14 protein-coding genes and 1 tRNA gene are annotated in these 18341 nt (G+C 74.6%); 8 read left to right on the top strand and 7 right to left on the bottom strand.

Annotated features, from left to right (window positions below; all coding sequences use genetic code 11):
* The first annotated feature begins 277 nt into the window (after positions 1 to 277).
* On the top strand, positions 278 to 2503 hold the full coding sequence (locus AB2U05_RS17735) for a transglycosylase domain-containing protein (RefSeq protein ID WP_045709604.1): 2226 nt from the start codon (positions 278 to 280) through the stop codon (positions 2501 to 2503).
* 141 nt (positions 2504 to 2644) lie between these two features.
* Here the strand turns inward: AB2U05_RS17735 and AB2U05_RS17730 are convergent, their stop codons facing one another.
* Positions 2645 to 3100 (bottom strand): GatB/YqeY domain-containing protein, encoded by a 456-nt coding sequence (locus tag AB2U05_RS17730; protein WP_045709603.1) that lies wholly within the window; start codon positions 3098 to 3100, stop codon positions 2645 to 2647.
* Positions 3101 to 3205: 105 nt separating this feature from the next.
* On the opposite strand from AB2U05_RS17730, the gene AB2U05_RS17725 reads away from it, so the two are divergent.
* The 3 genes from AB2U05_RS17725 to AB2U05_RS17715 all read left to right on the top strand — a co-directional run bounded on the left by AB2U05_RS17725 (position 3206) and on the right by AB2U05_RS17715 (position 4982).
* Positions 3206 to 3838: an ABATE domain-containing protein gene (locus AB2U05_RS17725; RefSeq protein WP_045698219.1), complete on the top strand. Its 633-nt coding sequence runs from the start codon at positions 3206 to 3208 to the stop codon at positions 3836 to 3838.
* Between the two features lie 24 nt (positions 3839 to 3862).
* Positions 3863 to 4807, top strand: a complete 945-nt coding sequence (locus AB2U05_RS17720; RefSeq protein WP_045698217.1) for a metallophosphoesterase — start codon at positions 3863 to 3865, stop codon at positions 4805 to 4807.
* A gap of 101 nt (positions 4808 to 4908) precedes the next feature.
* Positions 4909 to 4982, top strand: a tRNA-Pro gene (locus tag AB2U05_RS17715).
* Positions 4983 to 5150: 168 nt separating this feature from the next.
* Here the strand turns inward: AB2U05_RS17715 and AB2U05_RS17710 are convergent.
* On the bottom strand, positions 5151 to 7883 hold the full coding sequence (locus tag AB2U05_RS17710) for an AAA family ATPase (protein WP_369183695.1): 2733 nt from the start codon (positions 7881 to 7883) through the stop codon (positions 5151 to 5153).
* A gap of 191 nt (positions 7884 to 8074) precedes the next feature.
* Here AB2U05_RS17710 and AB2U05_RS17705 point away from each other — a divergent pair, with 191 nt between their 5' ends.
* From AB2U05_RS17705 to AB2U05_RS17690, 4 genes are all read left to right on the top strand, one after another.
* On the top strand, positions 8075 to 8464 hold the full coding sequence (locus AB2U05_RS17705; RefSeq protein WP_045709599.1) for a nuclear transport factor 2 family protein: 390 nt from the start codon (positions 8075 to 8077) through the stop codon (positions 8462 to 8464).
* A 105-nt stretch (positions 8465 to 8569) separates the two neighbouring features.
* Positions 8570 to 10036: an MFS transporter gene (locus tag AB2U05_RS17700; protein ID WP_369183694.1), complete on the top strand. Its 1467-nt coding sequence runs from the start codon at positions 8570 to 8572 to the stop codon at positions 10034 to 10036.
* A 149-nt stretch (positions 10037 to 10185) separates the two neighbouring features.
* A complete protein-coding gene (locus AB2U05_RS17695; RefSeq protein ID WP_369183693.1) occupies positions 10186 to 12081 on the top strand; it encodes a prolyl oligopeptidase family serine peptidase in 1896 nt (631 codons plus the stop codon).
* On the top strand, positions 12078 to 12743 hold the full coding sequence (locus AB2U05_RS17690) for a hypothetical protein (RefSeq protein ID WP_369183692.1): 666 nt from the start codon (positions 12078 to 12080) through the stop codon (positions 12741 to 12743). Before AB2U05_RS17695 ends, AB2U05_RS17690 begins: the two co-directional genes overlap by 4 nt.
* Positions 12744 to 12816: 73 nt before the next feature.
* Here AB2U05_RS17690 and AB2U05_RS17685 read toward each other — a convergent pair whose 3' ends face one another.
* The 5 genes from AB2U05_RS17685 to AB2U05_RS17665 all read right to left on the bottom strand — a co-directional run bounded on the left by AB2U05_RS17685 (position 12817) and on the right by AB2U05_RS17665 (position 18091).
* Positions 12817 to 13605 carry an SURF1 family protein gene (locus AB2U05_RS17685; protein ID WP_045698209.1) on the bottom strand — a complete coding sequence of 263 codons (789 nt, stop codon included), beginning with the start codon at positions 13603 to 13605 and terminating at the stop codon, positions 12817 to 12819.
* A gap of 92 nt (positions 13606 to 13697) precedes the next feature.
* Positions 13698 to 14954, bottom strand: a complete 1257-nt coding sequence (locus AB2U05_RS17680; protein WP_052707437.1) for a hypothetical protein — start codon at positions 14952 to 14954, stop codon at positions 13698 to 13700.
* The gene (locus AB2U05_RS17675; protein WP_045698207.1) at positions 14947 to 15492 is read right to left on the bottom strand and encodes a SigE family RNA polymerase sigma factor; all 546 of its coding nucleotides are present in this window, start codon (positions 15490 to 15492) and stop codon (positions 14947 to 14949) included. Before AB2U05_RS17675 ends, AB2U05_RS17680 begins: the two co-directional genes overlap by 8 nt.
* Before the next feature lie 234 nt (positions 15493 to 15726).
* Complete coding sequence (locus AB2U05_RS17670) at positions 15727 to 16782, bottom strand: aspartate-semialdehyde dehydrogenase (protein ID WP_045709595.1); 1056 nt, start codon at positions 16780 to 16782, stop codon at positions 15727 to 15729.
* A 28-nt stretch (positions 16783 to 16810) separates the two neighbouring features.
* Entirely contained in the window at positions 16811 to 18091 is a 1281-nt protein-coding gene (locus AB2U05_RS17665) for an aspartate kinase (protein ID WP_045698202.1), read from the bottom strand.
* Positions 18092 to 18341: the final 250 nt, after the last annotated feature.

The following is an 18341-nucleotide window of genomic DNA, read 5'->3' as shown; positions in this document are numbered from 1 at the left end:
ACACGGGCACAGCAGGCCACAGCTGCCTCGAAACCCATCGAAAAGTGGGCAATTCGGGCAAGTCTCCCCACTCACAAGAGTGAATGATGTTGACGCACCGAAGCTGTCGCAAGCTTGTGACAAGCCTAGGCGAACACCTGCCCTCGTGTGCGGGATTCCGCGACGTAGGGTTCTCCTCATGGCACCGAAGCGCCCACAGGCATCCCAGCCCCCAGGCAACACCGGAGCTCCGGAGGGCAAGCGCAGCGGATCACCGCTCGAGTTCGCCGGACACGGAGTGAAGTTCCTGGGCGTCAGCGTGCTCTCCGGAGTCCTGCTGGCAGGCCTCGCCCTGCCCGCCGTCGGCGCCATCGGGCTGACCGCCAAGGACACGGCGGAGAGCTTCGACAACATCCCCGACGACTTCAAGACCCCGCCGCTCACCCAGGCCACCCAGATCTTCGACGCCAAGGGCGGCCTGATCGCCAAGGTCTACGAGCGCGACCGCACCGTCATCACGGCCGACCAGATGTCGCCGTTCATGCGGCACGCCCAGGTCGACATCGAGGACGCCCGCTTCTACGAGCACGGCGCCGTCGACCTCAAGGGCATCCTGCGCGCGATCAGCAAGAACGCCGAGAGCGGCACCAACTCGCAGGGCGCCTCGACGCTCACCCAGCAGTACGTGAAGAACGTGAACGTCGAGAAGGCCGGCGACGACCAGTCGGCCGTCCTGGAGGCCCAGCGCAAGACCCTGGGCCGCAAGATCCAGGAGCTCAAGGTCGCGATCAAGCTGGAGGAGGACCTGACCAAGGATCAGATCCTCACCAACTACCTCAACATCACCTTCTACGGCCACCAGGCCTACGGGGTCGAGTCCGCCTCCCAGCGGTACTTCAGCAAGAGCAACAAGGACCTGACCGTCGCCGAGGCCGCCACCCTCGCCGGGATAGTGCAGAACCCGTCGTCCTACGACCCGGTCCGCTACCCCGACAACACGGTCAAGCGTCGCAACGTCGTCATCGACAAGATGCTGGAGAACAAGCACATCACCGCCGACCAGGCGAAGGAGGCGAAGGCCGCCCCGCTGGGCCTGAAGTTCAAGGACCCGCAGAACGGCTGCATCACCGCCCAGGCCGGCATGGGCTTCTTCTGCGACTACGTGCGCCACGTGGTCAAGCAGGACCCGGCCTTCGGCAAGAGCGCCGAGGAGCGCAAGAAGCTCTGGGACACCGGCGGCCTGAACATCTACACCACGCTCGACCCGGACAAGCAGGCCGCCGCGCAGAACGCCGTCACCAAGCTGGTGTACGTCACCGACCCGGTCTCCGCCGCCGCGACCATGATGGAGCCGGGCACCGGCAAGATCCTCGCGATGGCCCAGACCCGCCCGTACGGCCTGGACCAGAACAAGAACCAGACCGTCGTCAACCTCAACGTCGACGCCTCGATGGGCGGCGGCAACGGCTTCCAGCCGGGATCGACCTTCAAGCCGATCGTGGCCGCCGCCGCGCTCGAGTCCGGGCTCCCGCCCACCCAGCAGTACAAGTCGGAGAACCGCATCGAGTGGCCGACGATGAAGACCTGCGAGGGCACCTGGAAGAACACGGAGAAGGGCAAGGCCCGGACCGTCCCCAACGAGAACGAGAACGAGAAGGGCCCGTACGACCTCAAGACGGCCATGGCCATGTCGGTCAACACCTACTTCGTCGAGATGGAGGCCGACATGGGCCTCTGCCCGGTGAAGCAGATGGCCAACAAGCTCGGCATCACCGCCAAGGCCAGCGGCAAGCCGCTGGAGGAGGTCCCGTCGATGGGCCTCGGCGTGCAGGAGATGTCCCCGCTGACCATGGCGAACGTCTACGCGACCTTCGCCGCGCACGGCAAGTACTGCAGCCCGATCGCGATCAACAAGATCACCACGGTCGACGGCAAGAACGTCAACGTCCCGCAGTCGACCTGCACCCAGGCCTTCTCCGAGAGCACCGCCGACGCGATGAACACCGTGCTCAGCGGCGTGACCGAGAAGGGCACCGGTAAGGACCTCGGCCTGGACGACGGCCGGCCGATCGCCGGCAAGACCGGTACCTCCGACGAGAAGCGCGCCGCCTGGTTCAGCGGCTACACCCCGCAGCTCGCCACCTCGGTCTGGCTCGGCGGCCCCGCCGGCGGCGTGCCGATGAAGAACATCAAGATCGGCCCGACCAACTTCACCGAGGTCTTCGGCGCCACCGGCCCCGGCCCGATCTGGCGCCTGGCGATGAACCAGGCCCTGAAGGGCTCCCCGATCCAGCAGCTGCCCACCGCCAGCATCCCCGACATGCCCAAGCCCGATCCCAACCCGACCACCGCCCCGAGCGACCCGGCCCAGCCGGCCGGCGGCAACCCGCCGCCGCCCGCCGCCCCGGGCAACGGGAACGGCGACCCCGGCATGATCGGCGGCGGGATCACCCTCCCGCCGGGCCTCGTCGGCGGCGGCAACGGCAACGGCGGCAAGCACGGCGGCGGCAACGGCAACGGCTGACGCCGGCGGCCGCGGGCCCTGAGCCCTGGCCCTGGGCCCTGAGCCCTGGGCGCACGTGAAGGGGCGCTTCCCGAGTGGACTCTCGGGAAGCGCCCCTTCCGTTCGCGTTCACGCCCTCACGGGCACTCGTCCGGGCCGGAATCAGCCCGCCAGGGCGGCCTTCACCGCGGCGGCGACCCGGCCGCCCTCGGCCAGCCCGTCCACCTTCGGCTTCACCAGCTTCATCACGGCGCCCATCCCCTGCGGGCCGGTCGCCCCGCTCTCGGCCACGGCGGCGGCGACGATCGCGGTCAGCTCCTCGTCGGAGAGCTGCTTGGGCAGGTAGCCCGCCAGCACCTCGCCCTCCGCGAGCTCCCGGGCGGCCTGCTCGGCCCGGCCCGCGGAGCCGAAGGCCTCGGCCGCCTCCCGGCGCTTCTTCGCCTCGCGACCGATCACCTTGAGCACGTCGGCGTCGGACAGCTCGCGCTTCGACTTGCCCGCCACCTCCTCGCTCGTGACGGCGGCCAGCGTGAGCCGGATGGTGGACGAGCGCAGCTCGTCCCGGTCCCTGATGGCAGCCGTGAGGTCCTCCTGCAGCTGCTCCTTGAGCGTGGTCATGGCCCCGAGTCTCCCACCTGCGGCGACCGGTCGCCCGGCAATATCGCGAGGAGCGGATCCGGAGGCCCTGGTCACGGGCACCCGGTAACCGCTTACCGTGGTTACATGACCGACGCGGCAGGCCTGCTCCTCACCACCCCCGCCGGCACCAGCTTCCACTTCGACCCCGGCGCGCTCTGCCTCGAACTCCTCACCACCGGCGGCCCCGGCGAGTACGCCCGCTACGAGGTGCTGCACCAGCCGTCCGACCTCGCCGCCTGGCTCCCCCGGTCCCGCCTCCGACTGCCCGCCGGCGCCGTCCGGATCACCGCCGACCAGCTCGCCGCCGCCCGCACCCTGCGCGACGCCCTGTGGCGGCTCGCCGCCGCCCGGGCCCACGGCATCCCCGGCGACCCGGCCGACTACGCCGTGCTCAACCGGGCCGCCGAACACCCCCCGCTCGTCCCCAGGATCGCCCCGGACGGCACCCCGGCGGCCCCCCTGCCCGCCGATGGCGCGCAGCTCGCCTCTACCCTCGCCCGGGACGCCATCGCCCTGCTCACCGGCCCGTACGCGGACCGGGTGCGGGAGTGCGGGGCGCACAACTGCCAACTGGTCTTCGTCGACACCTCCCGGCCCGGACGGCGCCGCTGGTGCTCCATGGAACGCTGCGGCAACCGGCACAAGGTCCGGGCCCTGCGCGCCCGGCGGGAGCCGGAACCGGCGCCCGCACCCGGCTCGCCCTCGTTCACCAGCTGATCCACCGTCTGAGAGCATGGAGCGATGCGACCGCTGTACTCCGTTCCCCTCGGTGTCGCCGCCGCCGGCGCCGCCTGCCTCGCCTACTCCGTCGGGTACGAGGTCCGATCCTTCCGACTCCGCCGGGTCGAGGTCCCCGTCCTCCCGCACGGCGCCCGGCCGATCCGGATCCTGCAGGTCTCCGACATCCACATGGTGAGCGGGCAGGGCAAGAAGCAGCGCTGGCTGCAGAGCCTCGCCGGACTGCGCCCCGACCTCGTGGTCAACACCGGCGACAACCTCTCCGACCCGCTCGGCGTCCCCGCCACCCTCGACGCCCTCGGGCCCCTGATGGACTTCCCCGGCGTCTACGTCTTCGGGTCCAACGACTACTACGGCCCCGCCCCCAAGAACCCGGCCCGCTACCTCAAGGCCATGCGCAGCGGCGTCCACGGCATGAACAACCCGGACGGCACCGCCAACCGCGGCGTCACCGGCGCCGTCCACAACCCCTGGGAGAAGCTCCGCGACGGCTTCGACGCCGCCGGCTGGCTCGACCTCACCAACGCCCGCGGCCGGCTCACCATCGGCGGCCTCGACCTCGAGTTCACCGGCCTCGACGATCCGCACATCCGGCGCGACCGCTACAGCGCCGTCTCCGGCGGCCCCTCCGCCGACGCCGACCTCTCCCTCGCCGTCGTCCACGCGCCCTACCTGCGCGTCCTCGACGCCTTCACCGCGGACCGCTACCCGCTGATCCTCGCCGGCCACACCCACGGCGGCCAGCTCTGCATCCCCTTCTACGGCGCCCTCGTCACCAACTGCGACCTCGACACCGACCGGGTCAAGGGCCTCTCCACCCACACCGCCGGCGGCCGCCGCTCCTACCTCCACGTCTCCGCCGGCTGCGGCACCAACCGCTACACCCCGATCCGCTTCGCCTGCCCCCCGGAAGCCACCCTCCTCACCCTCACCGCCGCCCCCCGCTGAACCCCTCCCGGGCGCCGGTCCGAAACCGGATTTCGTGTCTCGGCAAGCGTCCGGTAGAGTTCTACTCGTCGCGAAGGAGACGGAGCGACAAACAGAAAGACCGGGGTGTGGCGCAGCTTGGTAGCGCGCTTCGTTCGGGACGAAGAGGCCGTGGGTTCAAATCCCGCCACCCCGACCCAGTGCAGAGGGCCTGCCGGAGAAATCCGGCAGGCCCTCTGTCGTTGTGCGCGCCCGCCTGAGTGACTACGCCTCAGGCCCCCGGCCGAGCAGCCCACCCATCGCCCGTGCCCGCCGACCGGGCCCACTGCCCGTGCCCCGCCGGCCGGCGAGGGCGTCGGGCGGGTCAGAGGGTGGCGGGGAGGTCGGTGCGGGAGGTGATGCCGAGTTTGGGGTAGGCCTTGTAGAGGTGGTGGGCGACGGTGCGGGGGCTCAGGTAGAGCTGGGCGGCGATGTCGCGGTTGGTGAGGCCCTGGGCGGCGAGGCGGGCGATCTGGCGTTCCTGCGGGGTGAGGGGGGTCAGGGAGGACGTGGTCGTGGGGGCGGTGGTGGGGGTGCCGGTGGCGGCGAGTTCGGTGCGGGCGCGGGCGGACCAGGGGTGGGCCGCGAGGCGGTCGAAGGTCTCCAGGGCGGCGGTGAGGTGGGGGCGGGCGTCGGTGCGGCGGCGGGTGCGGCGCAGCCATTCGCCGTAGAGGAGGGCGGTGCGGGCCTGCTCGAAGGGGCGGTTGGTGGTGGCGTGCAGGTCGAGGGCGGCGCGGTAGGCGGCTTCGGCGAGTTCGTCGGGGCCGAGGAGGGCCTGGCAGCGCAGGCGGAGGGCTGCGGTCCAGGGGCGGTCGGCGGCGGCGGTCCAGCGGGCGAAGCGTTCGTACGGTTCGGCGGCGCGTTCGGGGGTGCCGAGGCGGACGGCGGCCTCGACCAGGTCGGGGACGGCCCGGGTGGCGCTGACGTGGTGGCGGTGCGGCCCGGTGGTGAGGGTGTGCAGGCGGTCGGCGGCGGCGCCGGCGCGGCCTTGGCCGAGGTCGTGCAGGGCGAGGGCCCAGTGGGCCCAGGGGTGGCCGGCGGCGGGGGCGGCGGTCTGCGGGCCGGTGGTGGCCAGCGCGGTGGCGGCCAGGGACGCGGCGGAGGGCTCGGTGCGGCCGTCCAGGGCGGCCAGGTAGGCGAGCAGGGCGGTGAGTTGGCTGACCCACTGGTGCTGGCCGGTGTCGCGGGCGAGGGCGAGGGCCTCGGTGGCGGTGACCTCGGCGTCCTGGTGGCGGCCGTGGAAGAGCTCGGCCTCGGCGAGGAAGAACTGCAGGGTGGGCAGGACGCCGACGGTGCCCTTGGCGCGCGCTTCGGCGACGAGTTCGGCGGCGAGTTCGGCGGTCTCCTCGTCCCGGCCGAGGACGAGGGTGGCGCCGCAGAGCTGGACGAGGTCGACGGGGCTCTCCGCGCCGGCCCTGCGGGCGGCCTCGGCGGTCTCCCGGACGGCCGGGAGGGGCCCGGCCGGCCGTCCGAGGGCGGGGAGGACGGCCGCGGGCAGGTGGCGGGCCAGCGGGGCGAGCGGGTCGTCCTCGGGCAGCGGGAGGGCGGCGAGCCGGTCCAGCACGGCGGCGACCGGCTGCTCCCCCGCGTACCAGGCGGTGTGGAAGGCCTGGAACAGCATCCGGGCGGCGTGCGCCGGGTCGATGTCCGCGGCGGCGGCGTCGAGCAGCAGGCGGTGGGCGGTCGGGTAGGAGCCGCGCCAGAAGTGCGCGGTGGCCCGTACCTGGTCGAGCAGGGCGTGCGCGAACGCGTTGTCGGTGCGGGCGGCGGCTTCGTCGGCGAGCGCTTCGGCCCGGGCCAACTCGCCTTCCTCGGTGGCGGCTTCGGCGGCGAGGACGAGGCGCCGGGTGGCGCCCTCGCGGTCGGGGGTGAGCCGGGCGGCGCGCTCGTAGGCGGCGGCGCCGCCGCGGCCGCCGCGGCGTTCGGCGTGGACGGCGGCCCGCTCCAGGGCGTCGGCCAGGTCGGGGTCGGGGTCGGTGGCGGCCAGGGCGAGGTGCCAGGTCCGGCGGTCGCCGTCCGGCAGGGCCCCGGCGACGGCCCGGTGCGCGGCCAGCCGCTGGTGGTGCGGGGCGCGTTGGAGGACGGCGGCGCGCAGCAGCGGGTGCCGGAAGGCGGCCCGGCGCTCGGGGGTGACCGTGACGAGGCCGAACTCCTCGGCGGGGGCGAGGTGTTCGGCGTCGACGCCGAGGGTGGCGGCGGCGGGCAGGATGACGGCCAGGTCGCCGCTCTCCTCGACGGCGGCGACCAGCAGCAGGGTCTGGGTGGCCGCGGGCAGGCCGGTGACCTGGCCGTGGAAGGCGATCAGCAGCCGGCTGGTGAGCGGCAGCGCGCCGACCCCGCCGGACGGCTGCGGGCCGGCCGTGAACGCCTCTGCGGTGACCGGCAGTTCGGTGAGCGCGAGCGGGTTCCCGGCGGCCTGGGCGAGCAGCCCGGTCCGGACGGCGGCGGGCAGCTCGGGGCCGGCCCGGTCGGCCAGCAGTCGGGTGGCGTCGGCCTCGGACAGGGCGGCGACGTGCAGTTCGGGCAGCCCGAGCGGCCGGTCGGCCGCGCCGCCGGTGGTGCGGGCGGCCAGCAGCAGCACGACGCCCTCGGCCTGGAGGCGGCGGGCCGCGAGCAGCAGGGCGTCCAGGGAGGCGCCGTCCACCCACTGCAGGTCGTCGACCACGCACAACAGCGGCCGGTCGGCGGCGAGTTCGGCGAGCAGCCCGAGGGTGGCGAGGCCGACGAGGAGCCGGTCGGCGGGCGACGAGGACTCCTCGGCCAGTCCGAACGCCCGCTCCAGCGCCCGCCGTTGCGGCCCGGGGAGGGCCGCCAGCCGGTCCAGACCGGGTGCGAGCAGCATGCTCAGCCCGGCGAACGGCAGCTCGGCCTCGTACTCGACGCCGGCCGCCCGGATCACCCGGAACCCGTCCCCGGCCCGCGCGACCGCACCGTCCAGCAGCGCGGTCTTGCCGATGCCGGGCTCGCCCCGGAGCAGCAGCACTCCGCTGCGCCCGTCCCGAGCCGCCGCCAACAGGCCGTCCACGGCGGCCTGTTCGTCTTCCCTCCCGTACAGCATGCCCCGACCCTACCCAGGCCGCCCCGGCGGCGGGGTGCCAGGACGGCCCCCGACCGACCTACGCACCCGTACGGACCGACGTACGCACCCCCTACGGATACGTGACGGATTCGCCCGCACCGGCCCGTCCCTAACGTGGTGAGCACCGGGAGCGACCCGGACAACCACCCGCCAGGACAAGGGAGTCGACCATGACCGAGCTGACCGCCACCGCCCTCCAGCAGCTCGCCGAGCGCTACCTCGCGGTCTGGAACGAGACCGACCCGGCCGCCCGCCGCAAGCTGGTCGACGAGGTGTGGGCCGAGGACGGCCGCTACACCGACCCGCTGGCCGCCGTGGCCGGCCGGGACGCGATCGACGGCCTGATCGGCGCGGCCCAGGCGCAGTTCCCGGGGATGCGCTTCACCCTCGGGCCGGTGGACGCGCACCACGACATCGCCCGGTTCACCTGGAACCTCGGGCCCGCGGACGCGCCGGCGGACGCCGAGCCGCTGGTGATCGGCTTCGACGTGCTGACGGCCACGCCGGACGGCCGGATCGGCGCGGTGTACGGCTTCCTGGACCGCGTCCCGGGCGCCTGAGCGGCGACCCCGAGAGCCGGCGATCCGTACCGGTGCGGGGCGGGCGCGAGCACCGCGCCCGCCCCGCACCGGCCGGCCCCACAACCCCCTGGAGGAGAGCCCGAGATGAGCACCGTCCTCGACGGAAGCACCCGGAGCACCCGGAGCACCCGGGGCGGCAGGACGGACGACGCGGCCGCCGCCCCTCGGGGCCTGCTGCCGGTGGTCCTGACCGCGACCTTCATGACCGCCCTCGACGTCTTCGTCGTCAACGTCGCCGTCCCGTCCGTCCAGGCGGACCTGGGCGCCGGCCCGGCTGCCGTCCAGTGGGTGGTCGCCGGTTTCGGCCTGGCGCTGGCCGCCGGGCTGGTCACCGCCGGCCGCCTGGGCGACCGGTACGGCCGCCGCCGGGTGTTCGGGCTCGGCCTGGCCCTGTTCACGCTCGCCTCCGCGGGCTGCGGCCTCGCCCCCACCGCGGCGGCGCTGGTCGGCGCCCGGGTGGCGCAGGGCCTCGCGGCGGCGCTGATGGGCCCGCAGGTGCTGGCGATGCTGCGGACGGCGTTCAGCGGCGCGGCGCAGGCGCGGGCGTTCGCCCGGTACGGGCTGACGATGGGGCTCGGCGCGGTGTTCGGCCAGCTGATCGGCGGGCTGCTGATCCGCGCGGACGTCCTCGGCCTGGGCTGGCGCAGCTGCTTCCTGATCAACCTTCCGGTCGGCCTGGCCGCCCTGGGACTGGTCCGCCGCTGCCTGCCGGAGTCCCGCGCGCCGCACCGGCCGGGGCTGGACCCGGTCGGCGTGCTGCTGGTGACCGGTGCGCTGACCGGCCTGGTGCTGCCGCTGATCCAGGGCCCGGCGCTGGGCTGGCCGCTGTGGACGTGGTGCTGCCTGGGCGGCTCGCTCGCCCTGCTGGCCGGTTTCGCCGCCCACCAGCACCGCGCCACCCGGGCCGGCGGCTCGCCGCTGGTCGACACCCGGCTGTTCCGGAGCCGGGCGTTCGGCACCGGCCTGCTGGCCCAGTTCGTCTTCGTGCTCGGCCAGGGCTCGTTCTTCCTGGTGCTCGCCCTGCACCTGCAGCTCGGCCGGGGCCTGGACGCGCTCGGCGCCGGGCTGGTGTTCACCGCGATCGGCCTCGGCTACCTGCTGACCTCCAACGCCACCCACCGGGTCACCGCCCGGTTCGGCGGCCCCCGGACGATCGCCGCCGGCGGGCTGCTGATGGCCGCCGGGCTGGCGCTGCTCGCGCTCGCGGCGTACGGGGTGCCGGCCGGGAGCGTGTGGTGGCTGGCGCCCGGGCTGTTCGTGGACGGCGTCGGCATGGGCCTGGTGATCGCCCCGGTCACCGCCACGGTGCTGGCGGCCGCCGAGCCGCTGCTGGCCGGTTCGGCGGCGGGGGTGGTGTCGACCGTGCAGCAGGTTGGCGGGGCGCTCGGGGTCGCGCTGATCGGGCTGGTCTACTACGGCGCCGGTGCCCCGACCGCGGCCTTCGGGCACAGCGTGCTGGCGCTGGCGGCGCTGGAGCTGGTGCTGGTGGCGGTGGTTCTGACGGAGCGGTGGCGGCTGCCGCACCGTCACCGGACGCCCCGGCGGCACTGACCGGCAGCACCGATCGGCAGCACCGATCGGCAGCACCGACCGGCAGCACCGACCGGCAGCACCGACCGGCAGCGGACGAACGAACGGGCGGGGCGCCGAAGTACACCCGCCCGTTCCCCTCCGTCCCCCGGATCGGGTTGGATGGTCGGATGAGCGAGGAGAAGAGCGCCGTACCGGCGTGGGAGCAGCGGTTCAGGGCCGCGCGGGTGTCACTGCCGGACTGGGCGGAGGACGCCCCCGACCGGGCGCTGTACGTGTCCAACGCGACCGGCACCTACGAGGTCTACGCCTGGGACCGCGCCACCGACGCCCACCGCCGGGTCACCGACCGGCCGAACGGCACCACCGACGCCGAGCTGTCCCCGGACGGCCGGTGGATCTGGTGGTTCGACGACCAGGACGGCGACGAGTTCGGCGTGTGGCGCCGGCAGCCGTTCGCGGGCGGCCCCGACGAGGAGGCCGTGCCCGGCCTCGCCGCCTCCTACTCGGCCGGTCTGGCGCTCGGCCGCGACGGCACCGTCGTCGTCGGCCGCTCCACCGACGAGGACGGCACCACCCTGCACCTGCGCCGCGCCGGCGCCACCGAGCCGGTCGAGATCTACCGGCACGAGGAGTACGGCGGGGTCGCCGACCTCAGCCACGACGGCACCCTGCTCGCCCTCGACCACACCGAGCACGGCGACGCCATGCACTCCGCGATCCGGGTCTACCGGCTCACCGCGGACAGCGTCGAGACCGTCGCCGAGCTGGACGAGGTCACCGGCCGGGACGAGCCGCGCGGCGTCGCCTGCCTCGGCTTCGCCCCGGTCGAGGGCGACACCCGGATGCTGGTCGCGCACCAGCGCACCGGCCGCTGGGAGCCGATGATCTGGGACGTCGCCACCGGCGCCGAGACCGCGCTGCCGCTGCGCGACGAGCAGGGCCGCGAACTGCCCGGCGACGTCTCCGCGCAGTGGCGGCCGGGCGCCGCGGAGCTGCTGGTCGAGCACGAGTACGAGGCGCGCAGCGAGCTGTTCTCGTACGCGCTCGCGGACGGCCGGCTGACCCGCCTGGACACCCCGCGCGGCACCGTGGGCGGCGCCACCCCGCGCCCGGACGGGACCGTCGAGTACCTGTGGTCCTCGGCCGCCGAGCCGTCCGCCGTCCGCTCCACCGCCGGGACGGTCGTGCTGCGGGCGCCCGGCCCGGTGCCGCCGGGCTCCGTCCCGGTCGAGGACGTCTGGGTCGACGGGCCCGGCGGGCGGGTGCACGCCCTGGTGCAGCGGCCGGCGAACGGCCCGGGCCCGTACCCGACCGTGTTCGAGATCCACGGCGGCCCGACCCACCACGACAGCGACTCCTTCACCGCCGGCCCGGCCGCCTGGCTGGACCACGGCTTCGCCGTCGTCCGGGTCAACTACCGCGGCTCGACCGGCTACGGCCAGGCCTGGACGGACGCGCTGCGCGAGCGGGTCGGCCTGATCGAGCTGGAGGACATCGACGCCGTCCGCACGTGGGCGGTGGACAGCGGCCTCGCGGACCCGGGGCGGCTGGTGCTCTCCGGCGGCAGCTGGGGCGGCTACCTGACCCTGCTCGGCCTCGGCGTGCAGCCGGAGAACTGGTCGCTCGGCCTCGCCGCCGTGCCCGTCGCCGACTACCACACCGCCTACGCCGACGAGATGGAGGCGCTCAAGTCGCTGGACCGCACGCTCTTCGGCGGCACGCCGGAGGAGGTGCCGGAGCGCTTCTCGGCCTCCTCGCCGCTGACGTACGTCGAGCGGGTGCGAGTGCCGGTGTACATCAGCGCGGGGGTCAACGACCCGCGCTGCCCGATCCGGCAGATCGAGAACTACGTCGAGCGGCTGGAGCAGCTCGGCACGCCGCACGAGGTGTACCGCTACGACGCCGGGCACGGCTCGCTGGTGGTGGAGGAGCGGATCAAGCAGCTGCGGCTGGAGATCGACTTCGTCCGGCGGCACCTGGCCACGGCGGACGGCGGCACCGCCGCCGCGACCGCTCCCGAGGCCGGCGCCCGGACCGCTGCCGGAACCGGGGAGACGGTGTGAGGCGGGGGCTGATCCTCGCCGGCGCGGCGGTGGCCGGGGCCCTGGTGCTCACCGGCTGCGCGGGCCGGCACGGGGCCGAGGCCGCCTGCCCGCCCCCGCCGACCGCACCGCCGGCGCCGGTCGGGTCGGCCGGGCCGGGCGCGACTCCGACCCGCCCCGCGCCGAGCACGCCGAGCACGCCGAGCGCACCGGGCGCACCGACCGCAACCGCGCCGGCGAAGTCCGGTGCCGCGGCCACGCCCGCGAACGCGGGCTCCGCCGGGGCGGGCGTCGTGCGGCCGGCCGGGTACGAGGAAGGCGAACCGGAAGCGGCCGCCGGGACGGCGCTGCTCGCCAAGGGCGGGTCGAAGGGGTCCGGCGGGTCCTCGGGCTCCTCCGGCTCGCACGGCTCCGGCTCGAAGGGATCGAAGGGCTCGAAGCCCGGGCGGACGGTCCACCACCACATCGACCACTACGACTCGGACGACGAGGGCGGCGGCCGCGGCCACTGCCACAGCGAGCCGGTGGTCACCGTCCCGCCGACCCCCGCGCCGGGGGCGACCAGCCCGACCGCACCGGCACCCGCGCCGCCCCTGACCCCCACTCCGACCAGGCCCGCGCCGCCGGGCGCGCCCGGTGGTCCGGCGACGGTGCCGGCGGCACCCGCCAGGCCCACGCGCTGACCGGAGGGACGCGCGGAGGCCGGCTCGGCACGGCTCAGCACAGGCCGGCTCGGCACAGGCCGGTCGGCGGAGGTCAGCTCAGGACCGGGTCCAACCCGAGGGCCCGGTCCTGCTCCGCCTCCGCCTCGCGGCGCACCAGGCGGAACCACATGAAGACGACGAACCCGGCGAAGACGAACCACTCCAAGGTGTAGCCCAGGTTCTGGAACGCGCGCAGGGTGAGCCCGTCCCCGCCCTGCGGCTGGACGGTGGGCACCGCGGTCAGCCCGGTGGGTACCTCGTCGGCGGCGACCCAGCCGTCGTACCAGCCGTCGTACTCCAGCACGTTGAGCAGCGACGCCCGGTTGATCATGCCGAGCCGGCCGGGCGGCAGCCCGCCCGCGACGGCGCCGTTGCTGCCGACCGACTCGTTGGCCTGCAGCCGGCCGGTCACGGTCACCGGGCCGCTCGGCGGGGCGGCGGGGGTGGCGCCGGCCGCGGGCTCCCCGGGGGCCCAGCCGCGCACGACGGCGACGGCGTGGCCGTCCGCGGTGCGCAGCGGGGTCAGCACGTAGTAGCCCTGCTTGCCGTCCAACACCCGGTTGGGGACGAAGAGTTGGTGCTCCGCATCGAAGCTGCCGGCCACCGTGACGGGCTTGCCCACGGTCTCGGTGGTCACCTGCGGGGTGGCCGGGCCGAGCAGCGCGTCGATCGGCCTGGCCTCACCCGAAGCGGTGACGGCCTGCTGGTTCTTCTCGTGCGCGGAGGCCCGGTCCTCGAACCGGCCGAGCTGCCAGGAGCCCAGCCAGACGCACACCGCCACGGCCGCCACGGCCAGCGCGGTGCCGCTCAGCCAGCGGGGAGTGAGGAGGAACCGGTACACACCCCCCACGGTAACCACTCTTCACACCCTCCCCGACCACAGGGGTCCCGCCGGGCCGCCTCCGGGCCCGCCCCCGGTCGGCCTGCCCGCGGTCAGCCCGCCGCCGGTGAGCCCGGCTGCGCCGGGGCGACGGTGCCCGCCGGCTGGACGCCGCCCCGGTAGAGGGTGCCGGCCGTACAGCCGAGCGGGACGGTGGCCGTGGCCGCCGCGGGGCTGCCGGGCGCCGGGGTGTGGGCGAGGGTGACGGTGGCCGGTCCGCCGGTGGGGGCCGCGGTCGGGGTGGCGGTGGGGCTGGGCGCGCCGGTGGGGCCGGCGGTCGGGGTGCCGGTCGGCTGCGGGTTGGCGGTGGGCGCGACGGAGGCGCCGGCCGCCGGGGCGGCCGAGGCGGCGGGTGCCTGGTCCTGGGAGGCGCCGGCGGCCTGGTTGGGTCGGGCCGACCCGGCGGCGCCGGTGCTTCCGGTGCCGGTGCCGGAGCCGGTCCCGCCGCCGGTGCCCGAGCCGCCGCCGTTCCCGGCGGGGCCGCAGGTCTGGTCGGGGATCCAGGCGAACGGCACCCGGTAGCCGGCCTGCGGGGCCAGCACGGGGGGTTCGGCGTCCATGGCGGGCAGGCCGTCCGCCGGGTCGCCGGGGCTGTGGTCGGCGGTCCGGAAGCGGCTGCGGTCGGCCCCGGAGAAGGCGGTGACGGAGACCGCGCCGGGCCCGCCGAGGCGGCACGCGTTCGCGGAGACGTTGAAGACGGTGAACGAGCCGTACACCCGGCCCGCGGCGTCGGCCGCGCCGACCTGTGCGGCGCCCTGGCCGAGGTCGGCGCGGGAGCACAGCGGGACGAGGACGGAGTTGCTGGCCCCGGCCGGCGCCGGGGCGGAGCCGTCCGGGCGGGCCGTCCCGGCGTCGGCGCTGGGCGAGGCGACGGCGGTGCCGGACGCCGCGGCGGAGGAGCCCCGGCCGTCCGGGCCCGCGTGCTCCGCGGTGGAGCCGCCGGTGGAGCCGGCGGTGGCGCCGGTGGCGGCGGAGGCCGAGGCCTTGGCGGCGTCCCCGGGGCCGCCGGAGAGCCCGAGGTGTTCGCCGTCGTGCAGCGCGGGCAGGGCCACCGCGACGGCCAGGGCGAGCGCGGCGGCGCCGGTCCAGGCGCCGCACCGGGCCGCCCGCCGCCGGGGTACGGCCCGCTGGATGCGGGGCAGCCCGCCGGGCCCGGGTTGGATGTCGGCGACGGCGTGGTGCATCAGCGCGCGCAGGGCCCGCTCCTCCGCGGACAGCCCCCCGCCGGAGAGCTCGCCGACCGACAGCTCGTCCACCGGCAGCCCGCCCACCGGCAGCCCGGCGCCCGGCAGCTCCGCGCCGTCAGCCATGGCCGGCCTCCATCTGGGCCCGCAGCGCGGCGAGCCCGCGCGAGCCGTAGGCCTTCACCGATCCGAGCGAGATGCCCAGCGTCTCCGCGACCTGCGCCTCCGTCATGTCCACGAAGTAACGCAGCACCAGAACCTCCCGCTGACGGCGTTGCAGACCACGCAGCGCGGCCTTCAACTGGTCGCGCTCCAGCGCATCGTAGGCTCCTTCTTCTGCACTGGCCATGTCAGGCATCGGCTTCGGCAGCAGCCGCAGCCCGAGGATCCGGCGGCGCAGCGTGGAGCGGGACAGGTTGACGACGGTCTGCCGCAGGTAGGCCAGGGTCTTCTCGGGCTCGCGCACCCGGCGGCGGGCGGCGTGCACCCGGATGAACGCCTCCTGCACGACGTCCTCGCAGGTCGAGAGGTCGTCCAGGAGCAGCGCGGCGAGGCGCAGCAGGGATCTGTAGTGCGCCTGGTAGGTCTCGGTGAGCAGGTCCTCGCTGGTACCCGCGTCGGTACCGGCGCCGGAGTCCGCCGCACCGGGTGCGACCGCGGTCATCTGACTTTCTTCCGGCCTACTCGCAGGCCACTGGACGCGCGACGGGAACGTCACCGCGGCTGTCGCCGAGATGCCCGACCCTGCCCCCACCATCACGTTCGCCACGCCCGTTGGACACTCGATCCCCTGTCATGGTTGCCCAGCCCGAGGGACATTCTTCCGCATCGGCGGAAGTGCCCTCCAGGGAATTCGAGAGGGTTTCCGGACAGATTGTGGGGGGAGAGCGTACGGACGCTAGGCAGGTTGCAGCTCGCGGGCCACCAGTTCGGCGATCTGGAGCAGGTTGAGCGCGGCTCCCTTGCGCAGGTTGTCGCCGCAGAGGAAGAGGTCGAGGGCCTCCGGCTCGTCCAGGGCGCGGCGCACCCGCCCGACCCACACCGGATCCGTCCCGACCACGTCGTTCGGAGTGGGGAACTCGCCGGCCGCCGGGTCGTCGTAGAGCACGACGCCGGGGGCGTCCCGCAGGATCTCCTGCGCGTGCTCCTGGGTGACCTCGCGTTCGAACCGCGCGTGCACGGCCAGCGCGTGGGTGCGGACGACCGGCACGCGCACGCAGGTCGCGGAGACCCGCAGGGCGGGCAGGCTGAGGATCTTGCGCGACTCGTCCCGGATGCCGAGCTCCTCGGAGGACCAGCCGCCCTCGCGCAGCGACCCGGACCAGGGCACCGCGTTGTACGCGAGCGGGGCCGCGAACGGCCCGTGGTCGGCGATCACCGCGCGCAGGTCGCCGGTCTTGCGGCCCGCCGTCGTGCCCGTGACCAGCGCGGTCTGCCCGCGCAGCGCCGTCTCGCCGGCCCGGCCCTCGCCGGTGGCGGCCTGGTAGGAGGCGACGACCAACTGCGCCAGCCCGTACTCGGCGTGCAGCGCCCAGAGGGCGGCGATCATCGCGAGGGTGGTGCTCGCCGGGCTGGCGACGATGCCGCGCGGGCGGATCCGCAGCGCGGCGGCGTTGACCTCGGGGACGACCAGCGGCACGTCCTCGGCGGTCCGGAAGACGGCCGAGTCGTCGACCACCACGACGCCCTTGGCCGCCGCGATCGGCGCCCACTGGGCGGAGACCGGTTCGGGCACGGCGAACACGGCGACGTCGATCCCGGCGAACGCCTCCTCCGCCAGCGGGACGACCTCGACGGCCTCCCCGCGCACGACCGCCGTACGGCCGGCCGAGCGCGGAGAGGCGATCAGGCGGATCTCGCCCCAGACGTCCTGACGGAGCGCGAGCAGGTCGAGCAGCACCTCGCCGACCGCGCCGGTGGCGCCGACGACGGCGAGGTTCGGCCGCCGGGTCATCGCCCGCCGCCCCCGGCCGGCCCGCGGCTCATCGGCCGGTGCCGCCGTAGACGACGGCCTCGTCGCTCTCGCTGTCCAGCCCGAAGGCGCTGTGCACGGCGCGGACCGCCTCCGGCACGTCCTCGGCGCGGGTGACCACCGAGATGCGGATCTCCGAGGTGGAGATCAGCTCGATGTTGACGCCCGCGGCGGACAGCGCCTCGAAGAAGGTCGCGGTGACGCCCGGGTTGGAGCGCATGCCCGCGCCGACCAGCGAGATCTTGCCGATCGCGTCGTCGTAGCGCAGCGACTCGTAGCCGATGCCCTCCTTGACCCGGCCGAGCGCGTCGATGGCCTTCTGGCCCTCGGTCTTGGGCAGGGTGAAGGAGATGTCGGTCAGACCGGTCGACGCGGCGGAGACGTTCTGCACCACCATGTCGATGTTGACCTCGGCGTCGGCGATGGCGCGGAAGATGCGCGCCGCCTCACCGGGCTTGTCGGGCACGCCGACGACGGTGACCTTCGCCTCGGAGGTGTCGTGGGCGACTCCGGAGATGATGGCCTGCTCCATCTCGCCCCCTTCGGGCTTGTTCGGGTTGTCGTTGCTGACGATCGTCCCGGGAAGACCCGAGAAGGACGAGCGTACGTGAATCGGGATGTTGTAGCGACGGGCGTACTCCACACACCGATCGAGCAGCACCTTGGAGCCCGACGAGGCCAGCTCCAGCATGTCCTCGTAGGCGATCCAGTCGATCTTGCGGGCCTTCTTCACCACGCGCGGATCGGCGGTGAACACGCCGTCCACGTCGGTGTAGATCTCGCAGACCTCGGCCTTGAGCGCGGCGGCCAGCGCGACCGCCGTGGTGTCCGAGCCGCCGCGGCCCAGCGTGGTGATGTCCTTGCTGGACTGGGACACGCCCTGGAAGCCGGCCACGATCGCGATGTTGCCCTCGTCGAGGGCGGTGCGGATGCGGCCCGGCGTCACGTCGATGATGCGCGCCTTGTTGTGGACGGAGTCCGTGATGACGCCGGCCTGGCTGCCCGTGAAGGACTGGGCCTCGTGACCCAGGGATTTGATCGCCATGGCCAGCAGCGCCATGGAGATGCGCTCTCCAGCGGTCAGCAGCATGTCGAACTCACGGCCGGCAGGGAGCGGTGACACCTGCTCCGCGAGTTCGATGAGCTCGTCCGTCGTGTCGCCCATCGCGGACACCACGACGACGACCTCATGGCCGGCCTTCTTGGCGTCAACGATTCGACGGGCCACGCGCTTGATGCCTTCGGCATCCGCAACGGATGAGCCGCCGTACTTCTGCACGACAAGGCCCACGTGCGCTCCTCGACTAGGTCGTTTCCGGGGGCGCCTGGCCCCCGCACCCCACCGGGTGGAGGGGGGTGTGCGGTCCGCGTCAGTCTACCGAGCGGTCCTGCCCCGACCGGGGCTTTCCATATGATGAGACGGGCGTTTCAGCACGTGGGCGGCGGTGCGCGGGTCCGCACCGGCAGGTCTGCGGGGAATCCGGCGCCGCTCCGAAGAATCGGCGGAGGGGAGGACGGCGATCCGGCCGGATTTCCCTCCC

It is taken from the genome of Streptomyces sp. Y1 (assembly GCF_041053115.1).
In the GTDB taxonomy this organism is placed as follows: Bacteria; Actinomycetota; Actinomycetes; order Streptomycetales; family Streptomycetaceae; genus Kitasatospora; species Kitasatospora rubellomurina.
The sequence above is the reverse complement of the archived record's forward strand: the minus strand, read 5'-3'. Positions and strand labels throughout refer to the sequence as shown.

What these genes read in the sequence shown, in the direction of transcription:
- AB2U05_RS17675 (WP_045698207.1), bottom strand. Translation starts at nt 15,492, where the DNA reads ATGACCGCGGTCGCACCCGGTGCGGCGGACTCCGGCGCCGGTACCGAC.
- AB2U05_RS17670 (WP_045709595.1), bottom strand. Translation starts at nt 16,782, where the DNA reads ATGACCCGGCGGCCGAACCTCGCCGTCGTCGGCGCCACCGGCGCGGTC.
- AB2U05_RS17710 (WP_369183695.1), bottom strand. Translation starts at nt 7,883, where the DNA reads ATGCTGTACGGGAGGGAAGACGAACAGGCCGCCGTGGACGGCCTGTTG.
- AB2U05_RS17730 (WP_045709603.1), bottom strand. Translation starts at nt 3,100, where the DNA reads ATGACCACGCTCAAGGAGCAGCTGCAGGAGGACCTCACGGCTGCCATC.
- AB2U05_RS17705 (WP_045709599.1), top strand. Translation starts at nt 8,075, where the DNA reads ATGACCGAGCTGACCGCCACCGCCCTCCAGCAGCTCGCCGAGCGCTAC.
- AB2U05_RS17695 (WP_369183693.1), top strand. Translation starts at nt 10,186, where the DNA reads ATGAGCGAGGAGAAGAGCGCCGTACCGGCGTGGGAGCAGCGGTTCAGG.
- AB2U05_RS17720 (WP_045698217.1), top strand. Translation starts at nt 3,863, where the DNA reads ATGCGACCGCTGTACTCCGTTCCCCTCGGTGTCGCCGCCGCCGGCGCC.
- AB2U05_RS17725 (WP_045698219.1), top strand. Translation starts at nt 3,206, where the DNA reads ATGACCGACGCGGCAGGCCTGCTCCTCACCACCCCCGCCGGCACCAGC.
- AB2U05_RS17700 (WP_369183694.1), top strand. Translation starts at nt 8,570, where the DNA reads ATGAGCACCGTCCTCGACGGAAGCACCCGGAGCACCCGGAGCACCCGG.
- AB2U05_RS17680 (WP_052707437.1), bottom strand. Translation starts at nt 14,954, where the DNA reads ATGGCTGACGGCGCGGAGCTGCCGGGCGCCGGGCTGCCGGTGGGCGGG.